Raw genomic sequence first — 26,039 nt, 5'->3', positions numbered from 1 at the left:
GCGGCGGCAGTCGCGAGTATCCATTGCAAGATGTCGGCCTGGTTTAGTGCAGGCGTCGACACTTCGTTGGAGGGCGGTCGTGAAGCGTGACAGGGCAGGAGGCTTGACGGCCGCCATATCAGGCATATTGGCATTCATTGCGCTTCTTTCCGTGGCTTGGCCCAGCTTTGCCCAGACGCAGCCGGCACAAGCGCCGGCCGTGGCTAGCCCGCCGGCGCAGGTGCGCGAGATGATGCAGCTCATGCAGACGCCCGAGGTCAAGCAATGGATGTCGACCCAGATGGCGGCGACATCTGCGGGCGATACAGCGGCGGAAAACCAGATGTCCGTCTTGTCGGGTTTGCTCCAGCATTCCCGTCGTCATGTCTCGATGGTTTCCGATGCCGCGATGACGCTGCCCTTGCAGATCGGCAATGCATCCTCGCTGCTTTTCGGTGAAATCGCCGCCACTGGGCGGGTTCGCATGATCGTCCAATACCTGGCGATCTTTCTGCTGGGCGCGATCGTCGAAAGCATTGCCCGCTATGCCTTCCGCCGCCGCCGTCGCCGTCTGGCTGCGATGGCAGGCATGCATCTGGCGCCACGCGTCATCCCGGCGCTGATCTTCGCGGCGGCGACAGTGCTGACGCTTCTCAGTCTCAATTGGCCGCCGCTCAGCCAGAGTATCGCGATCGTCTGTGTCGTTGCGCTGATCGTCCAGCGTTTTACAATCTGCCTCGGCGGTGTGCTGGTCGATCTCATCGGACTCTCGCGAGCCGAGGAGGAGCGGCAGGGTGTCTCCGCTCCAATCATGCCGGGACGCTCCGTCGCGCTCTTCTGGTATCGCCGTTGCGCGATCTTCGTTATCTATTTCGCTTTCGGCTGGGCAGTGATCCAGTCGATGGCGCCGCTCGGCTATACACCGAGCGCTCGGCTTCTCGTCGGCTACATCCTCGGTATCGGCCTGCTGCTGATCGCGGTCGAGGCGGTCTGGTCGCGGCCGCATAAGGACGAGAAGCGTGGTTATGGAATCTCCTGGGCACTCACCATTTATTTCCTGCTGCTTTGGGGACTGTGGGTCGCGGGCTTCAACGGGCTGCTCTGGCTCGGCATCTATGTGCTGCTGCTGCCGCGCGTGCTCGCGGTTTCGACGCTTGCGGTGAAATCGCTGCAGCAGACCGAAGCGAGCTTCCTTGCCAGTCGCCGTATCGCGACAGTGCTGCTCGACCGTGGCGTGCGGGCGCTGATTATCGCCTTTGCCGCCATCTGGCTCGGGCGGATGCTCGGCGTCGGCGCCGATACGATGGCTGCTGGCGATCGGATGACTGACAAGATCGCGCGGGGGGTCATCGGCGGGATTGTCATCCTGCTCGCTGCTGATTTGCTCTGGCACGTCGTCAAGGCCTATATCGACGGCAAGCTGCTCGATTCACCCCTGGACGTTACCGCGACGGACGAGGAGAAGGCCAAACATGCGCGGATCCAGACGCTGCTGCCGATCTTCCGCAATATCCTCGCCGTCGTGATCGCGGTCATCGCCGTTCTGATGGTGCTCTCGGGCCTCGGTATCGAGATCGGGCCGCTGATCGCGGGTGCCGGCGTCGTCGGCGTTGCGGTGGGCTTCGGCGCCCAGACGATCGTCAAGGATGTCATCAGCGGCATGTTCTACCTCTGGGACGATGCTTTCCGTGTCGGCGAATATATCGAAAGCGGCAGCCACAAGGGTGTCGTCGAAGCGTTCAGCCTGCGATCGGTGAAGCTCAGGCATCATCGCGGGCCGTTGACGACCGTGCCGTTCGGCGAACTCGGCGCGGTGAAGAACTTGAATCGCGACTGGACGATCGACAAGATCAGCCTCAACGTCAAATACGACACCGATCTCGTCAAGGCCAAGAAGGTGATCAAGCAGATCGGCCAGACGTTGCTCGAAAACCCGGAATTCGGCCCGCACATCATCGAGACGCTGAAGATGAAGGGTGTCGAGCAGTTCGGCGAATTCGCGATTGAGATCCGGCTGTCGATGATGACGAAGCCCGGCGAGCAATTCGTCATCCGACGCAATGCACTGGCAATGATCCGCAACGCCTTCAAGGAAAACGGCATCGAGTTCGCCGTGCCGACGGTGCAGGTGGCGGGCGATCGCGAGGCCGATTTGGAGGCTGCCGTCGCGCGTTATGCTTCTCATATGCGAGCCAACGGCGAACCGGCTGCATGAATGCCGCCACCTGAATCTCATTATCGCGACAAGGCATTCGCAAGCTTACGAAAATGCAATGTGCGATCACATATTCCTGCGCAAATTCGCCCCAATTGAGGATGATTGAGGCGCAGACGGCAGGGTTGGTAGCGTCGGGCACGGCTTCATAGAGCTTATATGCCTGTCGTGTTACGTCTTCGAAAAATGATTCCCGTCGAATTGGAAGCTGCGCAGGTACGAGATGTCGGGTCACGGCAATTTGGAAGAGATCGAGGCGACGGACGGGTTTTCTTTTCGCACGCTTTTCAGACGTTACAGGACGCCGCTCACTGCAGCCGCGACGCTCATCGTCTTCTGTCTTGTCGGTTACGCCATCATGCAGCTCACCAACGAGGTGCGCTATGACGATGTCGTCGCAGCACTAGCGGCTACCGGGCCGAGCGCGATCCTGCTTGCTCTGTTCTTCACGGCGCTGAGTTTCCTTTCGCTGGTCTTCTACGATCTCAATGCGATCGAATATATCGGCAAGAAGCTTCCCTTTCCGCATGTGGCGCTAACGGCATTCAGCGCCTATGCGGTCGGCAACACCGCCGGCTTCGGTGCGCTGTCGGGCGGCGCAATCCGCTACCGCGCCTATACGCGTCTGGGGCTCTCACCCGAGGATATCGGCCGCATTATCGCCTTCGTCACGCTCTCCTTCGGCCTCGGGCTCGCGGCCGTCGCGTCGATCGCCCTCATCATCATCGCCAGCGAGATCGGCCCGCTGATCGGTGTCAGTCCATTCCTCCTCCGGCTGATTGCCGGCTCGATCATCGCCATTCTCGGGGCTGTAATGATCATAGGCCGCGAGGGTCGTGTGCTCAATTTCGGCGCCGTGGCGATCCGCCTGCCGGATTCGCGCACCTGGTCACGCCAATTCCTCGTCACTGCGTTCGACATTGCCGCCTCCGCGTCGGTGCTCTACGTGCTCTTGCCGCAGACGGCCATCGGCTGGCCGGTCTTCCTCGCCGTCTATGCGATCGCCGTCGGTCTCGGCGTGCTCAGCCACGTTCCGGCCGGGCTCGGCGTGTTCGAGACCGTGATCATCGCTTCGCTCGGCAGCGCGGTAAATATCGACGCGGTGCTGGGATCGCTGGTGCTCTACCGGCTGATCTACCATGTATTGCCGTTGTTGATCGCCGTGCTCGCGGTCTCGGCGGCGGAGTTGCGCCGTTTTGTCGACCACCCGGCCGCCTCCAGTGTCCGCCGTATCGGCGGACGGCTGATGCCGCAACTGTTGTCGACCTTGGCGCTGCTGCTCGGCGTCATGCTGGTGTTTTCGAGCGTCACGCCGACGCCGGACCAGAACCTGGAATTCCTCTCCAACTATCTGCCGCTGCCGATGGTAGAAGGCGCGCACTTCCTCTCCAGCCTGCTCGGCCTCGCGCTGGTGGTTGCGGCGCGCGGCCTCGGTCAGAGGCTCGACGGCGCGTGGTGGGTGGCCGTGTTCTCGGCCGTTGCCGCATTGACCTTGTCGCTCCTGAAGGCAATCGCCCTCGTCGAAGCCGCATTTCTCGCATTTCTCATCTTCGGGCTCTTCGTCAGCCGGCGGCTCTTCACCCGGCATGCGTCGCTGCTCAACCAGGCAATGACGGCATCCTGGCTGATGGCGATCGCCGTGATCGTCGTTGGCGCGGTCGTCATCCTGCTCTTCGTCTATCGCGATGTCGAATACAGCAACGAACTCTGGTGGCAGTTCGAATTCACCGCCGAGGCACCGCGGGGACTGCGCGCCCTGCTTGGCATCACCATCATCTCGTCCGCAATCGCCATTTTCAGCTTGCTCCGGCCGGCGACCTTTCGGCCGGAGCCGGCGACGGAGGAGGCGCTGACGCGTGCCGTCGAGATCGTCAGGAAGCAGGGCAATGCCGATGCCAATCTGGTGCGCATGGGCGACAAAAGCATCATGTTTTCGGAAAAAGGTGACGCTTTCATCATGTACGGCCGGCAAGGCCGTTCATGGATCGCACTGTTCGACCCGGTTGGCGATCATGGTGCCGTGCAGGAACTCGTCTGGCGCTTCGTCGAAGCGGCGCGAGCTGCCGGCTGCCGCGCCGTCTTTTACCAGATCTCGCCGGCGCTGCTTTCCCATTGCGCCGATGCGGGCCTCCGCGCCTTCAAGCTCGGCGAACTGGCGGTGGCCGACCTCCGGACCTTCGAAATGAAAGGCGGCAAATGGGCGAACCTTCGCCAGACGGCGAGCCGGGCCCAGCGCGACGGGCTGGAGTTCGCGGTCGTCGAACCCGAGAATGTGCCTGATATCATCGATGAACTCGCCGCCGTTTCCACGGCATGGCTCGAACATCACAATGCCAAGGAAAAGGGCTTCTCGCTCGGTTCCTTCGATCCCGATTACGTTTCCGCGCAACCGGTCGGCATCCTGAAGAAGGATGGCAAGATCGTCGCCTTCGCCAACATCCTCGTCACTGAATCCAAGGAGGAGGGCACGATCGATCTCATGCGCTTCTCGCCGGACGCGCCGAAGGGCTCAATGGACTTTCTCTTCGTGCAGATCATGGAATATCTGCGTAATCAGGGTTTCACCCACTTCAATCTCGGCATGGCGCCTCTCTCCGGCATGTCGAAACGCGAAGCGGCGCCCGTCTGGGACCGTATCGGCAGCACCGTCTTTGAGCACGGCGAGCGCTTCTATAACTTCAAAGGCCTACGGGCATTCAAATCCAAGTTTCATCCGCACTGGCAACCGCGCTATCTTGCGGTTTCCGGAGGAGGCAATCCGATGATCGCGTTGATGGACGCGACATTTCTGATCGGGGGCGGATTGAAAGGGGTAGTGAGAAAATGATCAAGACAATCCTTCTTGCCACGGCATGCGTCTGCATGCTCGCGGCCGCACCGGCTGATGCCGCCGAGGAAACCACGCAGAGCTTCGAAAGCGGGCTCATCCCGTCGCCGCACATCTTCCTGCCGGAAGGGGAGGTGAAGGGCACCGTGATGCTGATCTCGAATGCCGCCGGCTGGGGCGATTATGAGAAAGCCGAGGCCGACAGGCTGGTCGCCGAAGGCGCCGTCGTCATCGGCGTCGACTTTCCCTCTTATGTCCAGGCGCTCAGCGGCTATGACGTCAGTCTCAACGACGGCTGCATCTATATGGTCTCGGACATCGAATCGCTGAGCCAACAGGTGCAGCGCGCGACCGGCAACAATGCCTATCATTTGCCGATCGTCGCGGGCATTGGCGAGGGCGGGGCCCTGGCGCTGGCGATCGCAGCGCAGACGCCCGATGCCACGATCGGCCAGACGCTTGCCGTCGATCCGCTGGCCGGCATTCCGTTGACCAAGGAGCTTTGCACGCCGGCTTCCAAGAAGGTAATTGGCGAACGCACGGTCTACGGCCTCAGCGACGGCGCCCTGCCGGACCCGATCATAACGGTCTTCACGCCCAAAGCTGACAAGGACGGCCGGGCGCATGCCGAGGCGCTGCAGAAAGCCCATTCCGAGATCGAGATCCGCGATTCCACAGACGATGCACAGACGGTATTCGGCGATACCCTCGACGACCTCGTCACCGCTTCCGGCGCCTTCGGCAATCCGCTCGGCCTGCCGCTGGCGGTGCTCGAGGCAACCCCTGCCTTCGATACGATGGCGGTGATCTATTCCGGCGACGGCGGTTGGCGCGACATCGACAAGGAGGTCGGCGGCACGCTGCAGAAGGAAGGCATTCCCGTCGTCGGCGTTGATTCACTTCATTATTTCTGGTCGGAGCGCAAGCCGGAGGAGACGGCCAGCGATCTTTCGAAGATCATCGATTTCTATCGTAAGCAGTGGAAGGTGAAGCATGTTCTGCTCGTCGGCTACTCTTTCGGCGCCGATGTCGTGCCCGCAACCTATCAGTTGCTCAAACCGGCCGAGAAGTCCTCGGTGGTGCAGTTGTCTCTGCTGTCGCTCTCGCACCAAGTGGACTACGTCATCTCCGTTCTAGGTTGGCTCGGCCAGAAGACGGAAGGGGCGGGGGGCGATCCCGTCGCCGATCTGAAGAACGTCGATCCGAAGCTCGTGCAGTGCGTCTATGGCAAGGAGGACGACGACGATGTCGCCTGTCCGGCGCTGAAGGATAGTGGTGCCGAAGTCGTTGAACTGCCTGGCGACCATCACTTCGACGAGAATTACGACCTTCTCACCAAGACGATCATCGACGCGCTGAAGAGACGTCTGCAGGATTAATCGCTGCAGCCTTGCGGTATGCTTTGACGGTGATTGGCGCATAACCCGAAAATCGATTTCGATTTCGGGTTATGCGTTCAATGCATCAGCTTTTCTTCGCGCCAGCCGAGTTCGGCGAGTTCCTTGCCGCGAAATCGCGCATCGTCGGCGACGATGAATTCGTCGAGCTGCGGCGGGGCAACGCTGGTGCCGGCAAGCATCGCATGGACCTGGCCGCGATGATGGGTCTGATGCTGGAAAAGGTGGGCGAGCACGTCGTCCATCCGCTCCTGCTGAATCCGATTGCCGCGATGGAGACTGACGGTCGAGATCAGCCTTTCCGGCGTCAGTGCTTCGCAAAGGTCGATCAGGCGCTGATCGACCTTTGCCTGCGCTTGCGTCAGTGACTCGACATCATCGAAGGGTTCGTCCACCTCGAAGGCCTGGAAGCCGAGCGTGCCACCTTCCATGCCGTCGACATAGAACCAGTCGACCGTGATGATGTGATTCAGCGTCTCCTTGATCGACGGAAAGAAGCTCGTGCCCGGCGCTTCGAATTCGCCCGGCTTCAATACCGCGCAGGCGTGAAGCAGCCGGTGGTTGGCAAGGGCGTTGTTATAGGCAAGCTTGCGAAAGGTCCTGGCGGGATCGAAGGTCGACATCGGCGGCTTTCCTCTTTCAGCACTCCGGAATGTTTGCGTCAGGCATCGAGATTACCGTCGCGCCAGACGAGATGACGTGGTGCCCCGGGCAGCTTCTCGATCATCAGCGATGAAATAGGGCGGGATGTCGAGCGCGGTCAGGGCCGCGCCCGTTGCCGGCAACCCATTTGAATTCGAGATGGTTGTCGCCATCTTCGACGCGTCCTCCGATTTCCGCCCGACCGCCGGGAAAGGTCCAGAAGGGCTCGTGCACAGGGCGATGAACAAGCACGTGCCCATCGCGAAAGCCGAGGCCGGCAATGCGGTAGTTGAAACGCTCAGCGCTTTCAGTCAGGCGAATGGCAGTGCGCTTGCTCATGTCATTCTTATCCAAGATCGATTACGACGATTTCCGGCGGCACGCCGAAGCGGACCGGGGCAATGGAGCAGCCGAGCCCTCCGGAAACGATGATATTACGCCCCTCCTCGACGATATGGCCGTAGGCGTAGCGATCGCCGTAACGCGAGGGGACGATTGGTGAACGGCCGAAGAAGCGGATCTGTCCGCCGTGGGTGTGACCCGAGAGCGTCAGCGAGACACGCTCGGGCACGCGGGGAAAGATATCGGGCTCATGGGCAAGCAGGATGACGGGCGCGTCATCAGTGACCTGAGCCATCGTTCCATCGAGATCGTCGAGACCGGTCATGCGCGTGCGACCCCATTTCCTGCCGGGGAGCAGCGCCAGCTGATCTTCGAGGCCTGCGAGCCAGAAGCCGTAGCCATCCTTTTCGAGCCGAACGGCGCGGTTGCCGTAGACCGGGATGCAGACGTTGGCAAGCGCCCGGTGTCCGAATGTTTCCATCCCGCCGTCCTTCTGGGCAGTCCTGTCCTCCCACCAGTCATGATTGCCCATGATCGCATGGACGCCGAGACGGGCTTTCAGAGTGGCCAGCGCCTTCGACCACTGGCTCGAATGCACGTATTGCGTCACCATGTTCATGCCGGAGGCATAATCGCCGAGCAAAACGGTGACATCGCCTTCGAGTTCATTCGCCCTGCGGCAGATCGCTGTGATGCGGCTTGCCGACATCCAGGGTTCGCAGGCATGGATATCGGCGAGGGCGACGACGCGGAGCTTCAGCCCCGGCGTCCATCCCGGCGGTGTCAGTTGGTAGCGGGTGATTCTGAGCCGGGCGAGCGATTCATAGGCGAAGGCGTAACCGCCGAGCGACATGACGCCTGCGATACCGCCGCCAAGAACCTTGAAAAATCCGCGGCGGGTGATCACTCAGTCGTCCTCCTGGAACAGCCGGAACTGCGCAGCCTCCATTTCCTTGGGCGGTTGCATTCCCAGATGTTTCCACGCGATTGCGGTCAGAACACGGCCGCGCGGAGTGCGCTGAATGAAACCCTGCTGGATCATATAGGGCTCGATGATGTCCTCGATCGCGTCGCGCGGCTCGGAAAGGCCGGCGGCGATGGTTTCGATGCCGACGGGGCCGCCGCCGAAATTGACGGCGATCATGTTGAGGTAACGTTTGTCGAGCTGGTCAAAACCGACATTGTCGACCAGCAGGCGGGTCAGCGCTTCGTCGGCGATCTCGCGGGTGACCGCCTCGGCCCTTGCCACTTCGGCGAAATCACGCACGCGCCGCAGCAGCCGGCCGGCAATGCGCGGCGTACCGCGGGCGCGCCTGGCGATCTCGCGGGCGCCCTCTTCGGTCATCGGCAGGTTCATCAGCCGCGCGCCGCGGCGCACGATCAGCTCCAGTTCCTCGACGGTATAGAAGGTGAGCCGCACCGGGATGCCGAAACGATCGCGCAGCGGCGTCGTCAGCAGGCCGAGGCGGGTGGTAGCGGCGACAAGCGTGAATTTCGAGAGGTCAATCTTCACCGAGCGCGCGGCAGGGCCTTCCCCGATGATGAGGTCAAGCTGGTAATCCTCCATGGCGGGATAGAGGATTTCCTCAACGGCCGGGTTGAGGCGGTGGATCTCATCAATGAAGAGCACGTCGCGCTCCTCGAGATTGGTCAGCAGCGCGGCAAGGTCGCCGGCCTTGGCGATGACAGGGCCTGACGTCGAGCGAAAATTGACGCCGAGTTCCTTCGCCATGATCTGCGCCAGCGTCGTCTTGCCGAGACCGGGCGGGCCGACGAAGAGCACATGGTCCAGCGCCTCGCCGCGGTTCTTCGCCGCCTCGATGAAGACCTTGAGATTGGCGCGCGCTTCCGCCTGGCCGGTGAATTCGTCCAGCGATTGCGGGCGCAGGGTAATGTCGAGATCTTCGCCCCGCTTTTCCGGCGATATCAGGCGGGCGGGTTCGCTCATGCTCTTATTCCGTTTTGAAACCTGTCACAGCAATACACCAAAAATCGGACCACTCGACATTCAATCATCGGTTTTCCGGCCCTCACCGCGCGAGTTCCTTCAATCCCAGTCGGATCAGCTTGGCGCTGTCGGCTCCTTCGCCGGCCGTCTTCATCGCGGCGGCAACGGCATTTGCGGCTTGATCTCTACTGTAGCCGAGGTTGGTCAGCGCGGACACCGCATCGGCGACCGGCGCGGCCGCCACACCTTCGCCGAGCTCCCGCTTGAGGGCGATGTTGATCGCCTCTCCGGCATAGGCCGGCGCACGGTTCTTCAGTTCGGTGACGAGACGCATCGCCACTTTCGGGCCGACGCCCGGCGCGCGGGAAACGGCTGCGCGGTCCTGCAGGGCGATCGCATTGGCGAGCTCGCCCGGCGTCAGCGTCGAGAGCACGGCGAGCGCCACCTTGGCGCCGACGCCCTGGACGCTTTGCAGCAAGTTGAACCATTCCCGCTCCAACGCGGTCATGAAGCCGAAGAGCTTCAGCTGATCCTCGCGAACATAAGTCTCTATGAACAGTACGCAGGCCTCGCCGGCCGAGCCGAGCTTCGACAGGGTGCGGGCCGAGCAATAGGCGACGTAGCAGACGCCCTGCACATCGACGAGCACGTAGTCTTCGCCGATCTCGTCAATGGTGCCTTTCAGCTTGCCGATCATGGGTCGCGGTCTCTCAAGGGTGCGTTTCGGGAGAAATGATGTCCAATTCCGGGAAATAAGAGCGGTAGCGCGCGCCATCGCGTGTCAGAAGACGATGCGATCGAACAACGGCGTGCGCACCGATGAAAAAATCCGGCAGGGTGCGCTCGCGCAGGCCGCCGCTCCTCCGATACCGTGCGTGCGCCATGCCGGCCCGGTAAGCGGCGGAAAACGGCAGGGCCTCGCGGATCAGGTTTAACCGCGACAGGAGAAACGCAAGCGTTTCCTCGCGCGGGGTCATGCTTGCCAGCTCCGCCCAGACGACGGGTGTCATGATGAATTGTGAATCCGGACGCAATGCGCTCAAGGCGCGTGCGGACCATTCCCTGAAAGGATTGTCCGGGCCGAAGATATCGACGAAGATGTTCGTATCAACGAGGACCGAGGTCATCGCGTGGTCCCCTCAGCCATTCCATGAATTCATCGGTCGTCATGCCGTTGGTGTCGAAAGTGCCGCTCATGCTGCCGAGCCAGGATTCAAAATCGTCCTGCGATGGTTCCGTGCGGTTGGACAGAACGACGAGCCGGGCGCCCTTTTCATCAGCAATGAAATCGACCTCGGATCCCGGGCCGATCTTCAAGCGATCCCTGATGTCCTTGGGGATAGTCACCTGGCCTTTTTCGGTCACGCGCATGGTAATACCTCTGCGGTATTACTTATCATGGGAAAAGAACAAGTCAAGAACGGATTATCCGGCCAGCGCTTGGCGCATCCGGTGGCCGCCGCGATTGTGGGCATGACAAATTGCGATCGCCAAGGCGTCGGCGGCGTCATCGCCCTTGAACTCGGCCTTCGGCATCAGGATCTTCAACATCATGTGAATCTGCTGCTTTTCGCCGTGACCGACGCCGATGACCGCCTTCTTCACGGCGTTGGGCGCATATTCGGAGACCGGCAGTCCGGCGCGTGCCGGTACCAGCATGGCGATGCCGCGAGCCTGGCCGAGCTTCAGGGTCGCCACGGCGTCCTTGTTGACGAAGGTCTGTTCGACAGCGGCTTCATCGGGCTTGTGAGCGTGGACGATATCGGCGAGTCCGTCATGCAGCTGGCAGAGGCGGGAGGCGAGGTCCATCTCGCCGTCGGAGGTCACCGTTCCCGATGCCACGAATTTCAGGGAATTGCCTAACGTGTCGATGATTCCCCAGCCGGTGCGACGGAGACCGGGATCGATGCCAATGATGCGAATCGTATTTTGCATTGGTTCAACCTATAGCGATGGCGAATTATGTGCCATCGATATGTGAACAAAACAAAAACACCCTTGGTTTTAAGGCGCGCCATTTACCGCGAATTAAAAGAGATGCCTGAAATCTAGTTCATCGAATGTGCGAGGGCTTCATTTCATAAGAATAAGCCCCCGATGTTCTGTTGACAGGTCAGCCGGCCGGGGATGCACCGCGTGCCTGGGCTGGCAGGCGCCGTTCAGAGGGTTCGTCGTATATGGCTCAGAGATTTCAGTCCCTGTCCTTCAAGGTCATTGCCACATTCATCCTGATGACCGTGCTATCGATTGCCGTCATCAATGTGCTTGCCTATTTCGCCAGCAGCCGGATATCCGACGAGCAGGCGCTGAAAGCCAAGGAAAGCGTGCTGATCTTCCGCGGCGATATGTTGCAGGATCAGCTGGCGCAGCTTGAGAACCAGGCCAATTCCATCGCGCGCATCGAGGCGCTGCAGATGTCGATCACCAGCTTGAAGAGCGGCTGGAAAACAATCCAGAAGACTTCGGGGGATGCACGCGCCGAGCTGAAGAAGGTTTTTATCACGGGCAATCCCAACCCGCCCGACCGGCGTGAGAAGCTGATGAAGCCGGAAGGGCCGAGCGGGTTCTATTATTCAAATCATGAGCAGACGCAGGGCGAAGTTGCCCGCGACCTCGAAAACACCGCTTTCAGCGATCTGCTGATCGCCGATCTCGACGGTAGCGTGCTCTATTCCTACAAGAAGGACGACGACTTCGCGGAGAATCTGAAGTCGGATGCCTGGAAAACAGCCGGCGCCGGCGTCGCTTTCGCCAAGGCGATCGAGAATACCGCCAAGGCGACGGATGACGCCGCACCGACGGGCTTCTCCGGCCTCCGTGTCGATGCGGCAAGCGGCAAGCCCGCGATCTTCTATGCCGTGCCGATCGTCAAGCTCGGAGCAGCCAAGGGCATCATCCTGTTCAAGGTGCGCGACGACATCATCTCGAGCATCCTTTCCAAAGGCATCGTCCAGGGCAGCACCGCGCGGGCTGCGATCGTCTCCAGCGATGGCTCCGCTATCGCCCTCGATGGCGGCGGCAAGCTTGCGATGCTCGATGCCACCCCCTTCACTTTTATCAAGGACGCGCTCTCCAGCTCCGCGATGATCGTGGCCGATTTCGACCGGGCGGATGGCGCGGCCCGCGCCTATGTCCGTGGCATCGACTATCGCGGCGACCGCTTCCTGGTGGTCGAGAGCGTGCTGCTCAGCGAGCTCAATGCCGGCTCGATCGAGATCGCCACTTTGCTGACGATGATCGGCATCGGCGTGCTCGTCGTCATGGCCATCGCGACCGGGCTGGTCACCAATCTCCTGTTTTCGCCGCTGGCGCGGCTTGCCGGTGTGACTCGCGACGTCGCCGACGGCAAGCTCGACAGCGAGATCGGCAGCCTGAACCGCAAGGATGAGATAGGCACGATGGCCAACGCGCTTGCCCGCTTCCGCCAATCGCTGATCGAAAGCCGCGAACTCGAAGCCGCCAGCGAAGAGACGCGCCTGCAGGCCGAGCACGACCGTCAGCAGAACCTCGCCGAGCGCGAGGCCGAAGCGAAGACGCTGCAGCAGGTGGTCGAGGCCATTGACGAAGGGCTGCATCATCTGGCTAGCGGCGATCTCGCCTATCAGATCGACAGCCGCTTTCCGAACGAACTCGAAAGTCTGCGTGTCAATTTCAACGAGGCGCTCGCCACACTCAGCGAAACCATGACGGCGATCGGCGGCAACTCGATGGCGGTGCGTGCCGGCTCCGAGGAGATGCGCACGGGCGCCGACGAGCTTGCCGGGCGCACCGAACGTCAGGCTGGCTCGATCACCGAGACGGCGAATGCGATCAGCGCCATTACCCAGTCCGTTCGCCGCCAGATCGAGCGGGCAGAACAGGCCGAGCGCATCGCCCGCGACGCCAAAAAGGAGACGACCGGCTCCGGCCAGATCATGCGCGAGACGATCGCGGCGATGGAGGCGATCCAGACCTCCTCGCGCCAGATCAACACGATCATCTCTGTCATCGACGACATTGCCTTCCAGACCAACCTCCTGGCGCTCAACGCCGGTGTCGAGGCGGCGCGCGCCGGTGAATCGGGCAAGGGCTTTGCCGTGGTCGCCATGGAAGTCCGGGAGCTTGCCCAGCGCTCGTCGAGTGCGGCCAAGGAAATTTCCAGCCTGCTGCAGAAGTCGACGCATGAGGTCGAAAGCGGCGTCGCGCTCGTCGAAAAAGCGGGCGTCGCGTTGACGGGCATCGGCGCCCATGTCGAGGCGATCAACGGGCAGATCAACGAGATCATGGAATCGACCCGCGAGGAAGCAACTACGCTGCGCGAGATCAACAACGCCGTGGCCGAACTCGACGCGATGACGCAGCAGAACGCGTCAATGGTCGAGGAGACGACGGCGGCGATCCACCGGCTGGCGACGGAAGCTTTGGAAATGGACCGCCAGCTCGGCAATTTCACGCTGCCGCAGGGGCATCACCGGCCGAGCGCCGAGTTGCATGTATTGCGCCGTCGTCAGTGAGGCGTCGCTTGCGATATTCGACAAGGGCCGCCATCGCGCGGCCCTTTTGTTTGCGTGCACGGTTTGGAATGGGCGGGCGCCAACCTACATAGACGGCATCGTTCAACTGCCCGGCAGGTTTCCATGGTTCCCTTCTCCATACTTGACCTTTCTCCCGTTGCCGAAGGCAGCACCGTGCGCCAGTCGCTCGAAAGCTCGGCGCGAATGGCTCAGAAGGCTGAAGAATTCGGCTACAAGCGCTTCTGGCTTGCCGAGCATCACGGCATGCCTGGCATTGCCAGTGCGGCGACCGCCGTTGTCATCGGACATGTCGGGGCTGCGACAAAACGCATCCGCATCGGTTCCGGCGGCATCATGCTGCCCAACCATTCGCCGCTCGTCATCGCCGAACAGTTCGGCACGCTGGAGGCGCTCTTTCCCGGCCGTATCGATCTTGGTCTCGGGCGGGCGCCGGGAACGGACATGCGCACGGCACAGGCGCTGCGGCGCAACCTCGAGGCCGGCGCGAACAGTTTCCCGAACGACGTGGTGGAATTGCAGCAGCTTCTCGGCACCCCGGTCGAGAACCAGGCGATCCTTGCGGTGCCCGGCAATGGTTCGCATATTCCGATCTGGCTGCTCGGCTCCAGCCTCTACAGCGCCCAGCTTGCGGCGATGCTCGGGCTTCCCTATGCCTTCGCCTCGCATTTTGCCCCTGATATGCTGCTCGACGCCATCGCGATCTATCGCAACCGCTTCCGGCCCTCGGCGGTGCTCGACAAGCCCTATGTGATAGTCGGCGTCATGGGCGCGATGGCGGCGACGGACGAGGAGGCGCGCTACCATTTCACTTCCGCCCAGCAGCAGTTCGTCAACCTGCGCCGCAATGTCCGCGGTCCGTTCCCGCGCCCAGTCACCGATATGGAGAGCTTCTGGTCGCCGATGGAGAAGATGAACGTCGAACACACACTGCGCTACGCCGTGGTGGGATCGCCGAAGACTGCGGACGCGAAGCTGACGGAGTTCCTCGGGGAAACGCAGGCCGACGAGGTGATCATCTCGATGCCGATCCATGACATCGAGGCGCGGCTGAGGTCGGTGGAATTGTTTGCGGGTCTTGGGAACTTCATGCGGGCCGCCGCCTAAGATTTTCCGAGCAGTCGCCAGAGATGGAAAAACCCGGCGCGAAAGCCGGACTCCGATTGTTGACAACATCTCCGCCGTCAGCTTCCAACCACGGCAATTGCTTGACAGGAAAATATTTATTTTCCGATATTTAATCAGACCGTCGCAGATCCTCGGCACTAGGCTGCACTAGGCCGAGGATGACGTCGCGGGTTTTGCCGATGCTTGTCTGAGCGACTCAGGCTGAAAGCTTCGCCAGAACCTCTTCCGAGACTTCGAAGTTGGAATAGACGTTCTGCACGTCGTCGTCGTCTTCGAGCGAGTCGATGAGCTTCATCAGCGACTGGGCCTTTTCCTCGTCCACCGGCACGTTGTTCTGGGCGCGCCAGACGGCCTTGACGGTTTCAGCTTCGCCGAGGCTTGCCTCCAGGGCTTTCGACACTTCGCCAAGGGCTTCGAAAGCGCAGGTGATGTAATGGCCCTCTTCGTCGGTCTCGACGTCATCCGCGCCAGCTTCGATCGCGGCTTCCATTACCTTGTCGGCGTCGCCTGCGGCAAGCTTGTAGGTGATTTCGCCAACATGATCGAACGAGAAGGAAACGGAACCGGTTTCGCCAAGAGCGCCGCCTGCCTTGGTGAAGATCGAGCGGACGTTGGAGGCGGTGCGGTTGCGATTATCGGTCAGGGCCTCGACGATGATCGCCGTGCCGCCAGGACCATAGCCCTCGTAGCGGACTTCGTCATAGTTTTCGCCGTCGGCGCCGGCTGCCTTCTTGATGGCGCGGTCGATGTTGTCCTTCGGCATGGACTGGGCCTTGGCATTCTGGATCGCCAGGCGAAGACGGGCGTTCATCGTCGGGTCGGGCAGGCCGGCCTTGGCGGCAACGGTGATTTCGCGCGCAAGCTTGGAGAACATTTTCGACCGCACGGCATCCTGACGGCCCTTGCGGTGCATGATGTTTTTAAACTGTGAATGACCAGCCATGGCACCCCTGTTCACGTCTCATTGTTCGGAATGGGCCGCCTTATAAGAGCGAAACGGCAGCCGTTCAAGGGGAAAGCAGTTCGGAACAAAGGCGAGGGGATGACGTTTCAACCGAACTCCATTCAATGGAAAGGAACGGTCATGGCAAGTCTCAGCGAGGCGCGGGAGCAACCAGCACGTCAGCTTTGGGATCAGGTCAACGGTGTTCATGCCGGCATGCTCGGTATTTCCGGGCTTGATATGCACATGCAGCCGATGGCGCCGCATGCCGACCCGACCACCAACACCATCTGGTTTTACACCAAGACCGACGCCGACATCGTTCGCGCCATCAAGCCCGGCAGCCGCGCGCATTTCTGCGTCATCGGCAAGGATCACGACTATCACGCCTGCCTTTCCGGCGTGATCGAGGTGCGTAACGACCCTTCCAAGATCGAGGAATATTGGAGTTCGATGGTGGCGGCCTGGTATGACGGCGGCAAGAAAGATCCGAAACTCACCATGCTTTCGCTGCATGTCGACGATGCCGAGATCTGGGTTTCGACAGGCAGCACGCTGAAATTCGGCTGGGAAATCGCCAAGGCCAATCTCGACGACGACAAAATGCCCGACGTCGGCGTCAAACGCCACCTGCAATTTGCTTGATCAGCAAGGTTTGGAGGGACCCGCCGGGCTTTACTGCACGCCCTTCATCACATAGATCAGCGGCTTCTTTGGAAGCGTGCGCATGGAGACGGTCAGGCTGTCATCAGGCGCATAAGTGATATCGAAGTCCTTTCCGAACATGGAGACGAAGGCATTGACCGGCGGGCCACGGCGATGCATCGGCAGGATCAGCGACGAGCGCAGCCGCTTGATGACGCGGCTCATGCTGTCGGCGCCCATGGTCAGGCCGCCGTCGACGGGCACCATCACGACGTCAAGGCGGCCGATTTCGGTATAATGGCTATCCGTCAGCTCGTAATGCAGATGGCCGAGATGGCCGATACAGAGACCGGCAATTTCGAAGATGAAAATGGAGTTTCCATCCTCCTGCGAGCCGCCAAGGCCGTAGCTGAAGCGGATATCCGTCGTGACGTTGCGGATATAGGCATCGCCGACGACGAGATTGATGCTGGCCTTCTCGCCCGGCACGTCGCTCCAGCCGTGGAGCACATGCTTGATGTCGGGCTCAGGCGTCAGGGTGAAGTGGGTCGTATGAGCCTTGTTCATCGTGACGACATCGGGGGTCGTGGCCGGCCTGTACCAGCCATTATAATCTGTCGCGATGATGATGCCGCCGGGTGTCTCGATTTCGAAGGTGGAATGGCCGAGATAGGTGAATTTCACATCCTCGCCCTCGGATGCGGCCCGCATCGGCGCCGGGGCACCGGAAAAACTGGCGAAGGTCGCCTTGGGCATATTCTCAGCGATTGCCTGGCACTGGCTGGCTGGCGGGTGCTGCTCCTGTGCCTGGGCCGGATGTGATGCGGCGAAGGCCGGCAGGCATGTGATAGCGAGGATAAGATAATGCGGCTTCATGCCACCCCCTCCGGCGCTTTCATATAGCGGCGGAGGATGCGTCATGAGGTCGCAGCGGTCCAGATCAGCGATGCTCACAATTGCGTGTTGGAGCGGCTGGATTACCGCCAAAACTCCGGCACCGTTTCGGCCAAACGCGGCCCGAGCCGCAGCGGGGCGATCTTTTCGGCCAGTCCGGTGGCATCGGAAATCTCTACGCCGACGCCGCAGATCGTCGCCGGGCCGCTTGCCGCTTCCATGCGGCCCTTCGGCATCTTGGAGATGAAGCGGTTGAGTGGCTCCTCCTTGTCCATGCCGAGGGAGGAGTCGTAATCGCCGCACATGCCGGCATCCGACATATAGGCGGTGCCGCCGTTCAGGATCTGCGCATCGGCGGTCGGCACATGGGTATGGGTGCCGACGACAAAACTGGCGCGGCCGTCGACGAAATGGCCGAAGCATTGCTTTTCGCTGGTCGCTTCTGCGTGGAAATCGAAAATGATCGCATCGGCCTGCTCCTTCAGCGGGCACGCGTCGAGGATCGCTTCCGCCGATTTGAAGGGATCGTCGAGCTCCGGATGCATGAAGACGCGGCCCATGACATTGGCGACGAGCACGCGCGCGCCGTTCCGGGCATAGAAGAGGCCGGAGCCGCGGCCGGGCGTGCCTTGCGGATAATTGGCCGGCCGCAGGAACTGATCATGCCGTCCGGCAAAGACGACGGCTTCCTTCTGGTCCCAGACGTGATTGCCCGTCGTCACCACATCGGCGCCGGCATTGATCGTTTCCAGAAAGATATCCTCGGTGATGCCAAAACCGCCGGCGGCATTCTCGCCATTGACGACGACAAAATCGAGCCCGAGGTCGGAGATCAGGCCGGGGAGGCGGTCCCAGACCGCCGTGCGTCCCGTCTTGCCGACCATGTCACCCAAAAAAAGCAGCCGCATTCCCTATCCAATCCAAGAGGCAAAAAAGCGAAGGCCGCTTTCTGTCAGGATGGCATCCAGGCTTATGTCATGCGGCTCGTCGGGCACATGTGCCACTTCCTGGCAGTCGAATGCAATGCCGATCAGCTTGGGATGCAGGCCTTTCTCTCTGAGCCGGCTGATGGCGCGGTCGTAGTAGCCGGCGCCGTAGCCGATGCGATGGCCTCTGATATCGAAGGCCGAAAGGGGCACCAGCATGATCTCGGGGTCAAGGATAACGACGTGCTCGGCGGGGCCGACAGTGCCGAAACCGGTAGCGACAAGCGGTGCGTCTTCCGCCAGCTCACGAAAGACGATGGTCTTCTTGTCGAGAATCGCCGGAACGCAGAGCCGCGCGCCGCGTGCTGCAAAGCGCGCCATCAGCGGCCTGAGATCGGCCTCCGACCGGATCGGCAGGAAGCCGGAGATGATGGTGCCTGGCTCGAAGGCGACCGCCTCGCCGGCGTGATCGGCCATCGCGAGGCTTTTGGAGATGCGCTCTTCAGGAGCGATGGCGTCTCGGGCGGACAGCCGTTCGTTGCGCAACTGCGCTTTCAGTTCTTTTGCGGTCATACGATTTGCCGGATTGAGAGGTTCGGCCGAGCATAGCCGGCTGGAGACCCGATGCAAATGCCGGCTGCGACAGGGCTGCGCCCGTTTCACGTCGTACCGGTCTGCGGTTGCCGACCGCCAGACGAGGATGCCTGTCGATCCTGCGCGGATCTGTGTCGCGGCGACACCGGCAGCGCGGCGGCCAGCCGCCGCATTGTTTCCTCGAACAGCGGAGTTCCACCTGGCATCCAGCCGAGCGCGCGGATTTTCGCCGTGCTCATCGGATTGAGGGCAGCCTTGTCGGCGGGGGGCGGCAAGGCGTGAGGACCGCTCGTTTCACGGCGGATAGGCGCGAGAATGTCCTGCGTATCGACTGTTATGTCCGATATGTTGAAGACCTCGCCCGAGATGCGGGTGCTTTCCGTCTCCAGCATCAGCCGCACCGCGCGGCCGAGGTCGCGGCCATGAACCTCCGTCCCAGCGCGAGCAGCGACAGGCCGGCCGGCGAGATAATCGGCGATGAGATCATCCCATTTGCCCGGCGTGAGATCGCCATAGACACCGGTCGCCCTCAGGCTTACGCCGGCAAAACCCGGTGCCGAGAGATGGGTGAGCGCACCTTCCGCGTCGAGTTTGATCTGGCCATAGAGCGTCTCGGGCTTTGGCAGCATCGTTTCGACAAGCTCGATTCCCGGCGGGTAGTCGCCATAGGCAGCGCGGCTGGACAGGAAGACGCAACGGCGCGTGCCGGCGCGTTTGGCCGCTTCGAAAAGCCGGACCGTGCCGTCCAGGTTCAATCTGTGGAAGCTCTTGGGATCGTCGCCCTCGCCGCCGCGATATTTGCCGGGAACATGGCTGAAGGCGGCGTGGACGAAGAAATAGGCGTCGTCGAAGACGTCGATCGGATCCTTTTCGGGATCGAGGGAGAGTGCTGCGAACTCGACCGGGCGTGAGAAGAAGCGGGGTAGCGGCGCTCGGCGCCCACCGACAATCACCTGATAGCCGGCGGCCAGCAGCTCCTCGACGACGTACCGGCCGACGAGACCCGTTCCCCCGGATACCAATACTTTCATGCCGTCCCTTCCGGTTTTTTCAGCGCCGTGATCTCGGGCATATCGCCGCTCTCGTGCAAACGGTGCCATAGATCGATCAAGGGTTGTAGCTGTTTTGCTCTAGGATGATCCTTTTCCCACGGTTTTTCATACTGGTAGTGCACGATCGAAATGCTCTTCCAGTCCCAAAGCTCCGGCATGGTGAACCATACATATTGCAGCATGTTGAAATAGACTGGTAGGCCGTGCCATTCCGGGAAGAACGTTTCGAGAAACGTCTGGTCTGTCCGTCGCCAGAAGGCGTCCGGCCCGTCGAGGCTTTCGAGCATTTTTCGGAATGTGTCATGCGAGGGCTTGGCGACGAAGACGCCGGAGTTCATCCGGTGAAAATCGGCGAGGCTTTCGTAGACGTTGGGAGCGGCGGAAAACTCCGGATAGAGGAAGAGCTTGTCGACGTTCTTCAGTACAAGGGCGTCGGCATCGATGAAGACGCAGCGCTCGTATTCGACGAGCTGCCAGAGCCTGAGCTTGCAGAAATTGTCGAGCGGCGAATGGAATTCCGGCTTGCGGCCTTTGGTGAATGGGGCGGCGGAATGGAGATGGCCGCGGGCGTGGCGGTCGTTGAAGGCATCGGAGAGCGGCAGGTGCTCGACCTGCATCAGGCGGCAGTCGAGGGTCTTGAGCGGGGCGAGAGCGGCTGCGTCAACGCCGCCGGTGTGGAGGACGACAACGTCGGCGCTGGTGCCGGTGCGGCGCAGAGACCGGGCGAGGGCGGTGGCGCCTATCGCGTAGTCAGCGTTGGTGATGAGGGTGACGTAGGCGAAGGCGGGCGACAGATTCATCGGACTCGACTGCCCCGGCCTAAACCCTCATTCCTGTGCTTGTCACAGGAATCCAGCCACGGCGCGTCCGCGTCGTGAATGACTCTCGTTCTCATGGGTATGATTCTCCCGCGCCCAAGGACTTGGGCGCACTGGATTCCTGTGACAAGCACAGGAATGAGCGAGTTTCCGTTGAGCCTTCCAACACACACGCGCTCATGACACCGACTTCAACCGCTTGCCTTCCGGATCGTGATCAATCGTCGCGGCGATGTCCTTGGTCCAGGCGGACACGGCCGGCACGCGGGAGCGGTCGACGCGGTAGGCGAATTTCTTCGCCACGTCGACGATCTCGCCCAGCAGGCCGGCTTCCAGCGTGGTCGGTTCGAGGCCAAGGTCGAGAAACTTTTCGTTCCGGACGATCAGCTCGTTTTCGGCGGCCTCCTTGCGCGGGTTGGGCAGCCAGGCGATCTTGGCGCCGCTCATCCTGGCGATCATCTCGGCCAGGTCGCGCACCCGGTGGGTTTCCGTCATTTGATTGAAGATCTCGACGCGAGCGCCGCGGGCGGGCGGGTTGTTTAGCGCCAGCTCGATACAGCGCACTGAATCCTGGATGTGGATGAAGGCGCGGGTCTGGCCGCCGGTGCCATGCACAGTCAGCGGATAACCGATTGCTGCCTGAATGAGGAAACGGTTCAGCACAGTGCCGTAATCGCCGTCATAATCGAAACGGTTGATCAGCTGCGCGTGGCGGCGTGTCTGTTCGGTATGCGTGCCCCACACGATGCCCTGATGCAGGTCGGTGATCCTCAGGCCGTCATTCTTTGCGTAGAACTGGAAGAGCAGCTGATCCAGGCACTTGGTCATGTGGTAGATCGAGCCCGGATTGGAGGGGTAGAGTATCTCCTGGCTGAACGTTTCGCCGTCCGCAGTCTCGATGCCGACCGGCAGATAACCTTCGGGAATAGCAGCTCCGACCGTCGAATAGCCATAGACGCCCATGGTGCCGAGATGGATCAGATGAGCGTCGAGGTTCAGCTCCGTCAGCGCGTTCAGCAGGTTGTGCGTGGCGCTGACATTGTTGTTGACTGTGTAGTTCTTGTGGCGGTCGCTCTTCATCGAATAGGGCGCGGCGCGCTGTTCGGCGAAATGGATGATGGCATCCGGCCGGTGTTCCGAAAGCCATTTCTTCAGAAGTTCGTAATCCTTGGCGAGATCGATCAGATTGAAGTGGATGCGGCGTCCTGTTTCGGCATGCCAGATGCGCGTGCGCTCCTGGATCGAATCCATCGGGGTGAGCGACTGAACGCCGAGTTCGGTGTCGATCCAGCGGCGCGAGAGATTGTCGAGGATATGGACGTCGTGACCGGCATCGGAAAGGTGGAGCGAGGTGGGCCAACCAATGAAACCGTCTCCGCCCATAACCGCAATCTTCATCGCATCGTCTCCTGATCGGTCGCTTATTATCGGGAATAGTTAGGAATTGTGACAATCATTCAATGCCTGACTGCGGCGCATTCAATGCCCGCCGGCCGGGCATTCAATGCTTGCCTGCCGCGAAGCGTTGCGCCAAAGAGGGCACCTCACTTTGGAGAAAATTATGACGGAACGCCCTTTTTCCATTTCGGGAGAGCTGACGGAGGCAGGACACCGCCTCATCCAGCGGGTCTATTATGAAGATACGGATTTCTCCGGCCTGGTCTATCACGCCCGCTACCTGCACTTCCTCGAGCGCGGCCGTACCGACTATCTGCGCTGCCTCGGAGTGGAACAGCGCGAGCTCGTCAGCGCCGACGAGGAGGGGCTTGTCTTCGTCGTCCACCGCATGGAGATCGACTTCAAGAGCCCGGCGCGCATGGACGACGTGCTGACGATCCTGACGCATACGGAAAGGGCCGGAGGCGCCAAGATGGTGCTCAACCAGCAGATCCGTTCCGGTGAAACCCTGCTGATTGCGGCCAAGGTGATCATTGCCGTCATCAACGCCAAGGGGCGGCCGCGGCGGTTGCCGGAAACGCTGGCGGCAAAATTCCTGGAAGGAAGCCGGCCTCTGTAGTTCCGAATCGGGCCTTGTCAAAACTTGAACTTTATGTGAAGGAATTCCCGCGCCGCAGGATGAGCGCTCTTTCGGCAGCCGGACCATGTCCCGGTCAAGTAATCCATGGAACAAAATCTTCCGAACGCAGGCTTGCTGTCATAGTCCGGCACTAACGATCTATTAACCATAATAGTGTCTTACTGGGAAAGTCGGAGTTTGTGCGGTGCACGCCTTCCTTTGACCAAATTTGACGGCAAGAAGGCGGAAGAAGAGCTTGGAAGCTTGACCAGGGCTTTGGGCGGCGGTCGCCGGACACTTCTTGCGAGATCATTTTGTGCCGCCCGGTCCAGCGCCGGGCGTTTGGATTCGGGGATTTTGGATCAATGGAACAAGTAGGATTGGCAGCAGCCACGACGGACGTCAGCCTCTGGTCGCTTTTCATGCAGGCCGGCATCGTCGTCAAGCTCGTCATGCTCGGGCTCATCGCGGCCTCGGTCTGGACGTGGGCGATCGTCATCGACAAATACCTGGCCTATGGCCGCGCACGGCGCCAGTTCGACAAATTCGAGCAGGTTTTCTGGTCGGGCCAGTCGCTGGAAGAGCTTTACCGCTCGCTGTCGGAACGCAACAACACCGGCCTGGCGTCGATTTTCGTCGCGGCCATGCGCGAGTGGAAGAAATCCTTCGAACGCGGTGCGCGCTCGCCGATCGGCCTGCAGATGCGTATCGACCGCGCCATGGACGTGACGCTTGCCCGTGAAACCGAATATCTCGGCGCCCGTTTGGGATCGCTTGCGACCATCGGTTCGGCCGGTCCGTTCATCGGCCTGTTCGGCACGGTCGTCGGTATCATGACCTCGTTCCAGGCGATCGCCGGCTCGAAGTCGACGAACCTCGCGGTCGTCGCACCCGGTATCGCCGAGGCGCTGCTCGCCACCGCGATCGGCCTCGTCGCCGCTATTCCGGCGGTCATCGCCTACAACAAATTCTCTGCCGATGCCGGCAAGCTCTCGGCCCGCATGGAAGGTTTCGCGGACGAATTCTCCGCCATACTTTCGCGCCAGATCGACGAAAAGCTGCAGCCGCGCGCTGCCGCTCAGTAACCAACGGAGTATTCTCAGATGGGTATGGCTGTTGGAGGCAATGGCGGCGGAGGCGGCGGGCGCCGCCGTCGCGGCGGTCGGAACAAGGCCGTCATTTCCGAAATCAACGTGACGCCGCTCGTCGACGTCATGCTCGTGCTTCTGATCATCTTCATGGTCGCGGCTCCGATGATGACGGTCGGCGTGCCGATCGACCTGCCGGAAACGCAGGCCAAGGCGCTGAATTCCGAGACGCAGCCGATCACGATCTCGGTCAAGAATAGCGGCGAAGTCTATCTGCAGGAAACGCCGATCCCGGCCGCCGAGATCGCCGCCAAGCTCGAGGCGATCGCCACCACCGGCTACAATGAACGCATCTTCGTGCGGGGCGACGCGACGGCGCCCTATGGTGTCATCGCCGACGTGATGGCTCGCATCCAGGGGGCCGGTTTCAAGAATATTGGCCTCGTGACGCAGCAGAAGAAGGACCAATAGCGCTCAAAATGAAGGCCAGCGTCGTCACATCTGCTGTTCTGCATTGCCTGGTGCTGACCTGGGCGATGGTGTCTTTGAGCGCGCCGGAATCCTTCAAGGTCGAGGATTTCGAGGCGATGCCGGTCGATCTCGTGCCGGTGGAATCCATCACCCAGATGCAGCAGGGAGAAAAGACGGCTCCGAAGAAGGAAACGTCCGCGCCCGTGCCGACGACTCGGCCGCCGATCCCGCAGCTGGCGGAGAACGCCGGCGACAACAATATCGACCTGAAGACGCCCCCGGTTCCGAACGCAAAGCCGAGCAATACCGAGGCTGCGGCAGCGAATTCGAGCGAAAAACCGCTGCCGACGACTGATCCGAAGCCGAACGACGTCAAGGAAGTCAACAAGGAAGAGACCGAGGTCGAGCAGCCGAAGGAGGTCGCCTCCATTCCGCCGCCGAAGCCAGTCGAAGTGACGCCGCCGAAGCCGGAGGAAAAGCCGCCGGAAGAACAGGCCAAGCCTGAAGAACCGCCGAAGCCCGATGCGGAAGCATTGCCGGACAAGGTGCCGACGCCCGTCGTCAAGCCGCAGGTAAAGCCCCCGGAGCCCCGAAAAGCTGCCGAGAAGCCGCCTGAAAAGCCGGCGGATGAGCCAAAGGCCGCTGAAAAACCGACGGACAAGAAGAAGGCCGACAAGAAGCAGGAAGTGGCGAAATCGGCTTCGACGATGAAGAGCGATTTCAACGCCGACGAGATTTCGGCTCTGCTGAACAAGACCGATCCATCCGCTGGCGGCGCCAAGCGCTCAACGCAGGAGGCTTCGCTGGGGAATAAAAAGAGCAACAGCGGAGCCAAACTCAGCCAGAGCGAGGAGGATGCTGTACGTAGCCAGATTTCCAGCAACTGGAGTGTTGTTTCAGGGCTAGCAGGCGCTAGCGAAGTGCAGCTTCAGGTTCGTTTTCAACTCGATCAAGCTGGGAATGTAGTTGGCGATCCAGAGGTCATTGCGACAGGTGGGCCGGAATCGACACGTCAAGCTCTTAAGAGCAGCGTTTATCGCGCTGTCATGAAATCATCTCCTCTCAAGAATTTGCCAGCAGATAAGTATGAAGGCGAGAACGGCTGGAACGAAATGCGACTTACCTTCGACGCAAGCGATTTGGGAATCTAGATGCTGCGAAGCTTATGCCATCTCGCGAAGGCCGTCGGAATCCTGACGATGTTCATGGCCACTTTTGCGTTTCCGCTCAGCGTGTATGCGGAGAGGAAAAGCCGCGAAGACAGCGATCAAAAAGCACCGGTTTTAACCGAGGCAGCTATCAATGCGATGCGAAATGCCATTCAAGATCGCTTCTTCCTGCCCGGCGACTTAAAGGATGCGGGAAGCGTTCATCTAATGTTCCATGTGCGTCTTGATAAGGACGGTCGCGTTATAGGCTCTCCTGAGGCGGAGGTCAGTGGCGGTAGCGAGCGCACACGGAAAATCATTACCGACGCCGCTCGTCGCGCAATCATCCGTGCAGCTCCTTACACGATGTTTCCAAAAGACAAATACGATGCCTGGAAGGAAGTGATTTTGAACTTCGACGCCAGCCAACTGAACCTATAAAGTGCTGAAAGGC

At 60.9% G+C, this 26,039-nt stretch carries 25 protein-coding genes and 1 pseudogene; 11 read left to right on the top strand and 15 right to left on the bottom strand.

Annotation, left to right across the window (positions count from 1 at the left end):
* The first annotated feature begins 79 nt into the window (after positions 1-79).
* The 3 genes from RHE_RS17820 (at position 80) to RHE_RS17810 (ending at position 6,400) form a co-directional block, all read left to right on the top strand.
* Complete coding sequence (locus RHE_RS17820; RefSeq protein WP_041678750.1) at positions 80-2,194, top strand: mechanosensitive ion channel family protein; 2,115 nt, start codon at positions 80-82, stop codon at positions 2,192-2,194.
* A gap of 223 nt (positions 2,195-2,417) precedes the next feature.
* The gene (mprF, locus tag RHE_RS17815; protein WP_011426709.1) at positions 2,418-5,021 is read left to right on the top strand and encodes a bifunctional lysylphosphatidylglycerol flippase/synthetase MprF; all 2,604 of its coding nucleotides are present in this window, start codon (positions 2,418-2,420) and stop codon (positions 5,019-5,021) included.
* Entirely contained in the window at positions 5,018-6,400 is a 1,383-nt protein-coding gene (locus RHE_RS17810; RefSeq protein WP_011426708.1) for a virulence factor family protein, read from the top strand. Before mprF ends, RHE_RS17810 begins: the two co-directional genes overlap by 4 nt.
* A gap of 77 nt (positions 6,401-6,477) precedes the next feature.
* On the opposite strand, the gene RHE_RS17805 is transcribed toward RHE_RS17810, so the two are convergent.
* From RHE_RS17805 to ruvC, 8 genes and pseudogenes are all read right to left on the bottom strand, one after another.
* Positions 6,478-7,041 carry a DinB family protein gene (locus RHE_RS17805; RefSeq protein ID WP_011426707.1) on the bottom strand — a complete coding sequence of 188 codons (564 nt, stop codon included), beginning with the start codon at positions 7,039-7,041 and terminating at the stop codon, positions 6,478-6,480.
* Positions 7,042-7,079: 38 nt separating this feature from the next.
* A pseudogene (locus tag RHE_RS17800) lies at positions 7,080-7,399 on the bottom strand (hypothetical protein).
* Between the two features lie 7 nt (positions 7,400-7,406).
* Positions 7,407-8,309 carry a metallophosphoesterase gene (locus RHE_RS17795; protein WP_042118990.1) on the bottom strand — a complete coding sequence of 301 codons (903 nt, stop codon included), beginning with the start codon at positions 8,307-8,309 and terminating at the stop codon, positions 7,407-7,409.
* Positions 8,310-9,350, bottom strand: coding sequence for a Holliday junction branch migration DNA helicase RuvB (gene ruvB / locus RHE_RS17790; protein WP_011426705.1), 1,041 nt, complete (start codon positions 9,348-9,350; stop codon positions 8,310-8,312).
* An 82-nt stretch (positions 9,351-9,432) separates the two neighbouring features.
* Positions 9,433-10,047 (bottom strand): Holliday junction branch migration protein RuvA, encoded by a 615-nt coding sequence (ruvA, locus tag RHE_RS17785; RefSeq protein ID WP_011426704.1) that lies wholly within the window; start codon positions 10,045-10,047, stop codon positions 9,433-9,435.
* Between the two features lie 13 nt (positions 10,048-10,060).
* Positions 10,061-10,477 (bottom strand): type II toxin-antitoxin system VapC family toxin, encoded by a 417-nt coding sequence (locus RHE_RS17780; protein ID WP_011426703.1) that lies wholly within the window; start codon positions 10,475-10,477, stop codon positions 10,061-10,063.
* The gene (locus tag RHE_RS17775) at positions 10,458-10,721 is read right to left on the bottom strand and encodes an AbrB/MazE/SpoVT family DNA-binding domain-containing protein (protein ID WP_011426702.1); all 264 of its coding nucleotides are present in this window, start codon (positions 10,719-10,721) and stop codon (positions 10,458-10,460) included. The genes RHE_RS17780 and RHE_RS17775 overlap by 20 nt, the downstream gene beginning before the upstream one ends.
* A gap of 54 nt (positions 10,722-10,775) precedes the next feature.
* Entirely contained in the window at positions 10,776-11,285 is a 510-nt protein-coding gene (ruvC, locus tag RHE_RS17770) for a crossover junction endodeoxyribonuclease RuvC (RefSeq protein WP_011426701.1), read from the bottom strand.
* 242 nt (positions 11,286-11,527) lie between these two features.
* Here ruvC and RHE_RS17765 point away from each other — a divergent pair, with 242 nt between their 5' ends.
* Positions 11,528-13,843: a methyl-accepting chemotaxis protein gene (locus RHE_RS17765; RefSeq protein WP_011426700.1), complete on the top strand. Its 2,316-nt coding sequence runs from the start codon at positions 11,528-11,530 to the stop codon at positions 13,841-13,843.
* Positions 13,844-13,966: 123 nt separating this feature from the next.
* On the top strand, positions 13,967-14,968 hold the full coding sequence (locus tag RHE_RS17760) for an LLM class flavin-dependent oxidoreductase (RefSeq protein ID WP_011426699.1): 1,002 nt from the start codon (positions 13,967-13,969) through the stop codon (positions 14,966-14,968).
* Positions 14,969-15,185: 217 nt separating this feature from the next.
* On the opposite strand, the gene RHE_RS17755 is transcribed toward RHE_RS17760, so the two are convergent.
* Entirely contained in the window at positions 15,186-15,932 is a 747-nt protein-coding gene (locus RHE_RS17755) for a YebC/PmpR family DNA-binding transcriptional regulator (protein WP_011426698.1), read from the bottom strand.
* A gap of 141 nt (positions 15,933-16,073) precedes the next feature.
* Here RHE_RS17755 and RHE_RS17750 point away from each other — a divergent pair, with 141 nt between their 5' ends.
* Complete coding sequence (locus RHE_RS17750; RefSeq protein ID WP_042118987.1) at positions 16,074-16,577, top strand: pyridoxamine 5'-phosphate oxidase family protein; 504 nt, start codon at positions 16,074-16,076, stop codon at positions 16,575-16,577.
* A 30-nt stretch (positions 16,578-16,607) separates the two neighbouring features.
* Here the strand turns inward: RHE_RS17750 and RHE_RS17745 are convergent, their stop codons facing one another.
* From RHE_RS17745 to RHE_RS17720, 6 genes are all read right to left on the bottom strand, one after another.
* Entirely contained in the window at positions 16,608-17,453 is an 846-nt protein-coding gene (locus RHE_RS17745; protein ID WP_020922204.1) for an MBL fold metallo-hydrolase, read from the bottom strand.
* 101 nt (positions 17,454-17,554) lie between these two features.
* Positions 17,555-18,379: a TIGR00282 family metallophosphoesterase gene (locus RHE_RS17740; protein WP_020922203.1), complete on the bottom strand. Its 825-nt coding sequence runs from the start codon at positions 18,377-18,379 to the stop codon at positions 17,555-17,557.
* Positions 18,380-18,382: 3 nt separating this feature from the next.
* Positions 18,383-18,970 carry a 5-formyltetrahydrofolate cyclo-ligase gene (locus tag RHE_RS17735; RefSeq protein ID WP_042118986.1) on the bottom strand — a complete coding sequence of 196 codons (588 nt, stop codon included), beginning with the start codon at positions 18,968-18,970 and terminating at the stop codon, positions 18,383-18,385.
* An 86-nt stretch (positions 18,971-19,056) separates the two neighbouring features.
* Positions 19,057-20,022 (bottom strand): NAD-dependent epimerase/dehydratase family protein, encoded by a 966-nt coding sequence (locus RHE_RS17730; protein ID WP_042118985.1) that lies wholly within the window; start codon positions 20,020-20,022, stop codon positions 19,057-19,059.
* Positions 20,019-20,843 (bottom strand): glycosyltransferase, encoded by an 825-nt coding sequence (locus RHE_RS17725; protein ID WP_011426692.1) that lies wholly within the window; start codon positions 20,841-20,843, stop codon positions 20,019-20,021. The genes RHE_RS17730 and RHE_RS17725 overlap by 4 nt, the downstream gene beginning before the upstream one ends.
* Positions 20,844-21,038: 195 nt before the next feature.
* Positions 21,039-22,259: an NAD-dependent epimerase/dehydratase family protein gene (locus tag RHE_RS17720; RefSeq protein WP_011426691.1), complete on the bottom strand. Its 1,221-nt coding sequence runs from the start codon at positions 22,257-22,259 to the stop codon at positions 21,039-21,041.
* Positions 22,260-22,422: 163 nt separating this feature from the next.
* On the opposite strand from RHE_RS17720, the gene ybgC reads away from it, so the two are divergent.
* From ybgC to RHE_RS17695, 5 genes are all read left to right on the top strand, one after another.
* Positions 22,423-22,878 carry a tol-pal system-associated acyl-CoA thioesterase gene (gene ybgC, locus RHE_RS17715; RefSeq protein WP_011426690.1) on the top strand — a complete coding sequence of 152 codons (456 nt, stop codon included), beginning with the start codon at positions 22,423-22,425 and terminating at the stop codon, positions 22,876-22,878.
* 365 nt (positions 22,879-23,243) lie between these two features.
* Positions 23,244-23,963, top strand: coding sequence for a protein TolQ (tolQ, locus tag RHE_RS17710; protein ID WP_004671617.1), 720 nt, complete (start codon positions 23,244-23,246; stop codon positions 23,961-23,963).
* A gap of 18 nt (positions 23,964-23,981) precedes the next feature.
* Positions 23,982-24,437, top strand: coding sequence for a protein TolR (tolR, locus tag RHE_RS17705; protein WP_008536277.1), 456 nt, complete (start codon positions 23,982-23,984; stop codon positions 24,435-24,437).
* 8 nt (positions 24,438-24,445) lie between these two features.
* Positions 24,446-25,588: a hypothetical protein gene (locus RHE_RS17700; protein WP_011426689.1), complete on the top strand. Its 1,143-nt coding sequence runs from the start codon at positions 24,446-24,448 to the stop codon at positions 25,586-25,588.
* A gap of 48 nt (positions 25,589-25,636) precedes the next feature.
* The gene (locus tag RHE_RS17695) at positions 25,637-26,026 is read left to right on the top strand and encodes a hypothetical protein (protein WP_244425748.1); all 390 of its coding nucleotides are present in this window, start codon (positions 25,637-25,639) and stop codon (positions 26,024-26,026) included.
* Positions 26,027-26,039 lie beyond the last annotated feature (13 nt).

The sequence above is a fragment of the Rhizobium etli CFN 42 genome, from assembly GCF_000092045.1.
GTDB lineage: Bacteria > Pseudomonadota > Alphaproteobacteria > Rhizobiales > Rhizobiaceae > Rhizobium > Rhizobium etli.
The sequence above is the reverse complement of the archived record's forward strand: the minus strand, read 5'-3'. Positions and strand labels throughout refer to the sequence as shown.

Bases quoted from the DNA above. Each gene is read 5' to 3' on its own strand.
- RHE_RS17730 (WP_042118985.1), bottom strand. From the start codon at position 20,022: ATGAAAGTATTGGTATCCGGGGGAACGGGTCTCGTCGGCCGGTACGTC.
- RHE_RS17765 (WP_011426700.1), top strand. From the start codon at position 11,528: ATGGCTCAGAGATTTCAGTCCCTGTCCTTCAAGGTCATTGCCACATTC.
- RHE_RS17725 (WP_011426692.1), bottom strand. From the start codon at position 20,843: ATGAATCTGTCGCCCGCCTTCGCCTACGTCACCCTCATCACCAACGCT.
- ybgC (WP_011426690.1), top strand. From the start codon at position 22,423: ATGACGGAACGCCCTTTTTCCATTTCGGGAGAGCTGACGGAGGCAGGA.
- ruvA (WP_011426704.1), bottom strand. From the start codon at position 10,047: ATGATCGGCAAGCTGAAAGGCACCATTGACGAGATCGGCGAAGACTAC.
- RHE_RS17735 (WP_042118986.1), bottom strand. From the start codon at position 18,970: ATGACCGCAAAAGAACTGAAAGCGCAGTTGCGCAACGAACGGCTGTCC.
- ruvB (WP_011426705.1), bottom strand. From the start codon at position 9,350: ATGAGCGAACCCGCCCGCCTGATATCGCCGGAAAAGCGGGGCGAAGAT.
- RHE_RS17780 (WP_011426703.1), bottom strand. From the start codon at position 10,477: ATGACCTCGGTCCTCGTTGATACGAACATCTTCGTCGATATCTTCGGC.
- RHE_RS17805 (WP_011426707.1), bottom strand. From the start codon at position 7,041: ATGTCGACCTTCGATCCCGCCAGGACCTTTCGCAAGCTTGCCTATAAC.
- ruvC (WP_011426701.1), bottom strand. From the start codon at position 11,285: ATGCAAAATACGATTCGCATCATTGGCATCGATCCCGGTCTCCGTCGC.
- RHE_RS17695 (WP_244425748.1), top strand. From the start codon at position 25,637: ATGTTCATGGCCACTTTTGCGTTTCCGCTCAGCGTGTATGCGGAGAGG.
- RHE_RS17720 (WP_011426691.1), bottom strand. From the start codon at position 22,259: ATGAAGATTGCGGTTATGGGCGGAGACGGTTTCATTGGTTGGCCCACC.
- mprF (WP_011426709.1), top strand. From the start codon at position 2,418: ATGTCGGGTCACGGCAATTTGGAAGAGATCGAGGCGACGGACGGGTTT.
- RHE_RS17745 (WP_020922204.1), bottom strand. From the start codon at position 17,453: ATGAAGCCGCATTATCTTATCCTCGCTATCACATGCCTGCCGGCCTTC.
- RHE_RS17760 (WP_011426699.1), top strand. From the start codon at position 13,967: ATGGTTCCCTTCTCCATACTTGACCTTTCTCCCGTTGCCGAAGGCAGC.
- RHE_RS17775 (WP_011426702.1), bottom strand. From the start codon at position 10,721: ATGCGCGTGACCGAAAAAGGCCAGGTGACTATCCCCAAGGACATCAGG.
- tolR (WP_008536277.1), top strand. From the start codon at position 23,982: ATGGGTATGGCTGTTGGAGGCAATGGCGGCGGAGGCGGCGGGCGCCGC.
- RHE_RS17740 (WP_020922203.1), bottom strand. From the start codon at position 18,379: ATGCGGCTGCTTTTTTTGGGTGACATGGTCGGCAAGACGGGACGCACG.
- RHE_RS17810 (WP_011426708.1), top strand. From the start codon at position 5,018: ATGATCAAGACAATCCTTCTTGCCACGGCATGCGTCTGCATGCTCGCG.
- RHE_RS17700 (WP_011426689.1), top strand. From the start codon at position 24,446: ATGAAGGCCAGCGTCGTCACATCTGCTGTTCTGCATTGCCTGGTGCTG.
- RHE_RS17755 (WP_011426698.1), bottom strand. From the start codon at position 15,932: ATGGCTGGTCATTCACAGTTTAAAAACATCATGCACCGCAAGGGCCGT.
- RHE_RS17750 (WP_042118987.1), top strand. From the start codon at position 16,074: ATGGCAAGTCTCAGCGAGGCGCGGGAGCAACCAGCACGTCAGCTTTGG.
- tolQ (WP_004671617.1), top strand. From the start codon at position 23,244: ATGGAACAAGTAGGATTGGCAGCAGCCACGACGGACGTCAGCCTCTGG.